The organism is Streptococcus cristatus, assembly GCF_963529205.1.
GTDB classification, from domain to species: domain Bacteria; phylum Bacillota; class Bacilli; order Lactobacillales; family Streptococcaceae; genus Streptococcus; species Streptococcus cristatus_O.
Genome location: NZ_CAURYF010000059.1, coordinates 1 through 5,044, shown reverse-complemented (window position 1 = coordinate 5,044; position 5,044 = coordinate 1). Strand labels below are relative to the sequence as shown.

Annotated in this window: 2 protein-coding genes and 1 pseudogene; 2 read left to right on the top strand and 1 reads right to left on the bottom strand. The window is 44.0% G+C overall.

Features of this window, described 5'->3' with window-relative positions; all coding sequences use genetic code 11:
- A partial coding sequence (gene tyrS / locus RWS39_RS09140; RefSeq protein ID WP_314482784.1) for a tyrosine--tRNA ligase occupies window positions 1-589 on the bottom strand: 589 nt, incomplete at its 3' end.
- A 194-nt stretch (window positions 590-783) separates the two neighbouring features.
- Between tyrS and pbp1b the strand changes: the two genes are divergently transcribed.
- Both pbp1b and RWS39_RS09130 read left to right on the top strand, forming a co-directional pair.
- Window positions 784-3,204: a penicillin-binding protein PBP1B gene (pbp1b, locus tag RWS39_RS09135; RefSeq protein ID WP_390896059.1), complete on the top strand. Its 2,421-nt coding sequence runs from the start codon at window positions 784-786 to the stop codon at window positions 3,202-3,204.
- A gap of 414 nt (window positions 3,205-3,618) precedes the next feature.
- A pseudogene (locus RWS39_RS09130) lies at window positions 3,619-5,044 on the top strand (DNA-directed RNA polymerase subunit beta); the annotation flags it as partial.

The following is a 5,044-nucleotide window of genomic DNA, read 5'->3' as shown; positions in this document are numbered from 1 at the left end:
CCCACTGGTCAGAACCACCGATTTGAAGGGTTACGTTGTGGTCTTGGTTAAGGACAAAGAAGTCATAACCTTGCATGATTTGGTAGGCAAACTCTGTGTAAGAAATCCCTGTTTCGATCCGTTTTTTTACAGACTCTTTACTCATCATGTAGTTGACAGTGAAGTATTTTCCGACATCACGGAGGAAGTCAATGAAGCTGATGCTGCCAAACCAGTCGTAGTTGTTGACCATGACAGCCTTGTTTTCGCCATTTTCAAAGTCAAGAAAGCGTGACAGTTGGCCTTGGATAGACTGAACCCAGCCATCAACGGTTTCCTTGGTTTGCAGGCTACGCTCTGCATCTTTAAAGGATGGGTCGCCAATCAAACCTGTTGCACCACCGACGAGGGCGTAAGGTTTGTGACCAGCTAACTGTAAGCGGCGGCTGGTCAAAATGGCCACCAAATGACCTAAGTGAAGACTGTCCGCTGTTGGATCGTATCCGCTATAATAAGAGACTTGCCCTTCTTCTAAGGCTTTACGCAAAGCTTCTTCATCCGTAGTTTGAAAAATTAAACCACGCTCTTTTAGCTCATCAAAAATGTGCATAGTTGTCTCTCCTTTTCTAAGATAGCAAAGATTTTGCCCTTGCTCAATTATTTTTTGTCTTATCTTTCTATTGTATCACAAACGCGACAAATAGCAATGAGTAGCCAGAAGATAATTCTTGTAAAAGCGCTAGAATTAACTCTTTCTTGATATAATCTGCTGATGTTTGCTATAATAGTCGAGAAGGAGAATCTATGTTGAAACCATTTATAAAAAAGTTAAAACAGTTTGGTAAGGGGGAGCCCTCACCTGCTAAGACGTCTAAGTCAAAAGGAGAGACTTGGTCGGTACTGGATATTGTTTCCGTTATTTTTCGGACAGTAAAACTACTCTTAAATGTCGCTTTTGTATTTATCTTTTTTGGAATAGTATTGGGAGCTGGACTCGGATTGGGCTATGCCGCCAGCCTTTTTAGTGATGTCTCTGTGACGAAGCAGGAAGAGCTGGTAAGTCAGGTTAATAAAATTTCTGGGATTTCCAAGCTGACCTATGCTAATGGAGAGTTGATTTCTGAAATCGATAATGACTTGTTGCGGATCCCAGTTGCCAGCGATGCGATTTCTGATAATGTCAAAAATGCTATCATTGCGACGGAAGATGAGAACTTTGAAACTCATAATGGTGTTGTGCCCAAGGCGGTTCTGCGGGCAACCTTAGGTTCTGTAGTTGGAGTTGGTTCATCCAGCGGGGGCTCGACCTTAACTCAGCAGTTGATCAAGCAGCAGGTCGTGGGGGATGCTCCGACTTTCAAGCGGAAGGCAGTAGAGATTGTTGATGCCTTGGCTTTGGAACGCTATATGTCTAAGGATGAGATTCTGACTGCTTATTTGAATGTAGCACCTTTTGGTCGGAATAACAAAGGACAAAATATTGCTGGAGTGGAAGAAGCAGCTCAAGGGATTTTTGGTGTATCAGCCAAGGAGTTAACCATTCCGCAGGCTGCGTTTATTGCAGGATTGCCTCAGAGCCCGATTGTCTATTCGCCCTATGCCGCTGATGGCAGTTTGAAGAGTCCAGATGATATGGCTTTAGGTCTAGAGCGGGCTCGGAATGTTTTGTATAATATGTACCGTACAGGTCGACTGAGTGAGGCAGACTATCAGCAGTACAAAGACTATGATCTGACGCAAGATTTTAAGCCGACTGAGAGCCTTCAAAAGAGCTCGCATAGTTACCTCTACCATACAGCTTTTTCAGAAGCGCAGACGGCCATGTATCAGTATTTGATTCAGCGAGACAACGTATCCCAGCAAGAATTAAAAAATAATGCAACGGTTGAAGCTTATCAAGAGTTGGCTCGAAAAGAGCTGAGCGAGGGTGGTTATACGGTCACAACAACCATCAATCATTCGATTCATCAGGCGATGCAGAATGCAGTTGCCAACTACGGTGGTCTCTTGGATGATGGGACAGGAATGGTCGAGGTTGGAAATGTCCTTCAGGACAATAAAACAGGAGCCATTATTGGTTTTGTCGGTGGTAGAGACTATAGTTCTAATCAAAACAACCATGCTTTTGATACGGAAAGATCTCCTGGTTCGACTATAAAGCCGATTTTAGCTTATGGGATTGCCATTGACCAAGGGCTGATGGGAAGCGCAAGTGTCCTTTCCAATTATCCGACGAACTTCTCCAGCGGTGAGCCAATTATGCACGTGGACAGTCGTGGGACAGGCATGATGGACCTGCAGGAAGCCCTCAATACTTCTTGGAATATTCCAGCTTATTGGACCTATCGTGCACTTCGTGAGAAGGGTGTCAATGTCCGAGGCTATATGGAAAAAATGGGCTACCATATTGACAACTACGATATTGAAAGTCTACCAATGGGTGGGGGAATCGAGGTTTCGGTTGCTCAGCACACCAACGGTTTCCAGACCTTGGCTAATAACGGTTCTTATCAAGAAAAGTATATGATTGAAAAGATCACAGCTCCAGACGGCAAGGTAGTTTATGAGCATAAGGCAAAACCAGTTCAGGTTTATTCGCCTGCTACTGCAACGATTATGCAGAACTTGATGCGAGGCGTGCTCAACTCTGGCGCAACTACGACCTTTAAATCAAGAATTAGCCAAGTCAATGGCACTTTGGCAGGTGCAGATTGGATTGGCAAGACTGGTACAACCAACAGCAATGGTGATATGTGGCTCATGCTTTCTACTCCTCGGATGACTCTTGGAGGCTGGATTGGTCATGATGATAATACCTCTATGGCTGCCCTAACAGGCTACAATAATAATGCAGCCTATATGGCTTATCTGGCTAATGCCATTTATGAAGCGGATCCAGAGGCCTGGGGAATCGGAGAGAAGTTCAATCTTGATTCGAGCGTTATCAAGTCTGATGTTCTCAAGTCTACTGGAGAAAGACCAGGAACCGTCACAATCAACGGTCGCTCCATCAATCTAAACGGTCCGACTGTTCCTAGCTACTGGGCTAAAAATGGCGCTCCAACGACGAGCTATCGCTTTGGTATCGGCGCATCAGATGCGGATTATCAGAAAGCTTGGGGAGCAATCTTGGGTGGTTATACCTCTAATTCTGGTTCTAATTTTAGCTCTAATCCGAATTCCAATAATGGGACTAATTCTAGCAGTAACCGACAGGGGAACTAGGACAATAAGAATGGCTTTTCAACTTTTCAGAAAGTAGAGGAAAGCCTTGCAATTTCTAGATAAATACGGTATAATAGTATCAATAATTTGTCGTGTGCTTTAATTGAAATATTGTCCGATTAAGGCTTGCAGCAGTTAAATCAAACTTTTTATAAGTCAGATTTAGCTGCTCTTTTTGTGTCTATTTTTTAGAATTCTAGGATTTGTAACGCAAACTTAAAGATTCTAAAAACTTAGCAAAAGGGACTGATTGTAGCTGTTTTGACGAGAGTCAATGGCGTAGAAGGGGTCTCCCCTTGGTAAGAGTGAAGAAGAGTGTGATGTGAGAGGTAGATGGTTATTATTCCAATAATCGGTAAATCTCAATTCTCTCCGATTCCTCCCTCTGTACTTTATAAAAAAGGAGTTAGAAACTTGGCAGGACATGACGTTCAATACGGGAAACATCGGACCCGTCGTAGTTTTTCAAGAATTAAAGAAGTTCTTGATTTACCAAACTTGATTGAAATTCAAACAGACTCGTTTAAAGATTTCTTGGACCATGGTTTGAAAGAAGTCTTCGAGGATGTGCTTCCTATTTCAAACTTTACCGACACCATGGAATTGGAATTTGTCGGCTATGAAATCCGTGAGCCTAAATACACGCTGGAAGAAGCTCGTATCCACGATGCTAGCTACTCAGCGCCAATCTTTGTGACTTTCCGTTTGATTAACAAGGAAACTGGTGAAATCAAGACACAGGAAGTCTTCTTTGGTGACTTCCCAATCATGACTGAAATGGGAACCTTCATCATCAATGGTGGTGAACGGATTATCGTATCCCAGTTGGTGCGTTCACCAGGTGTTTACTTCAACGATAAGGTTGACAAAAACGGCAAAGTTGGCTACGGCTCAACCGTTATTCCTAACCGCGGAGCTTGGTTGGAGCTAGAAACAGACTCAAAAGACATTGCCTATACTCGTATTGACCGGACGCGTAAAATTCCATTTACGACCTTGGTTCGTGCACTTGGTTTCTCGGGCGATGATGAGATCTTGGACATCTTTGGTGACAGCGACTTGGTGCGCAACACCATCGAAAAAGATATTCACAAGAATCCAATGGACTCTCGTACGGATGAAGCTCTGAAAGAAATCTATGAGCGCCTTCGTCCAGGTGAGCCTAAGACGGCTGAAAGCTCACGTAGCTTGCTTGTGGCTCGTTTCTTTGATCCACATCGCTATGACTTGGCTGCCGTTGGTCGTTACAAGATTAACAAGAAGCTCAACATCAAGAACCGCCTGCTCAATCAAACATTGGCAGAGCACTTAGTAGATGCTGAAACAGGTGAAATTCTAGTCGAAGCTGGTACAGTCATGACTCGCAGTGTGATTGACAGTATTGCAGAGCAATTGGACAATGGTTTGAACAAGATCACTTATATTCCAAACGACTCAGCTGTCTTGACAGAGCCTGTGGAATTGCAGAAGTTCAAGGTTGTCGCACCAGGCGATCCAGATCGTGTTGTGACCATCATTGGCAATGCGAACCCATCTGACAAAGTTCGGACTGTAACACCAGCTGATATCTTGGCTGAAATGAGCTATTTCCTTAACTTGGCAGAAGGCATCGGTCGCGTGGATGATATTGACCACTTGGGGAACCGTCGTATTCGTGCGGTTGGTGAGCTTTTAGCTAACCAAGTCCGTCTGGGACTTTCTCGAATGGAGCGTAATGTTCGCGAACGGATGAGCGTTCAGGACAATGAAGTGCTGACTCCACAACAAATCATCAACATTCGTCCAGTGACTGCAGCTATTAAAGAATTCTTTGGTTCTTCACAGTTGTCTCAGTTCATGG

Coding starts and splice junctions, on each gene's coding strand:
- pbp1b (WP_390896059.1), top strand. CDS start 784: ATGTTGAAACCATTTATAAAAAAGTTAAAACAGTTTGGTAAGGGGGAG.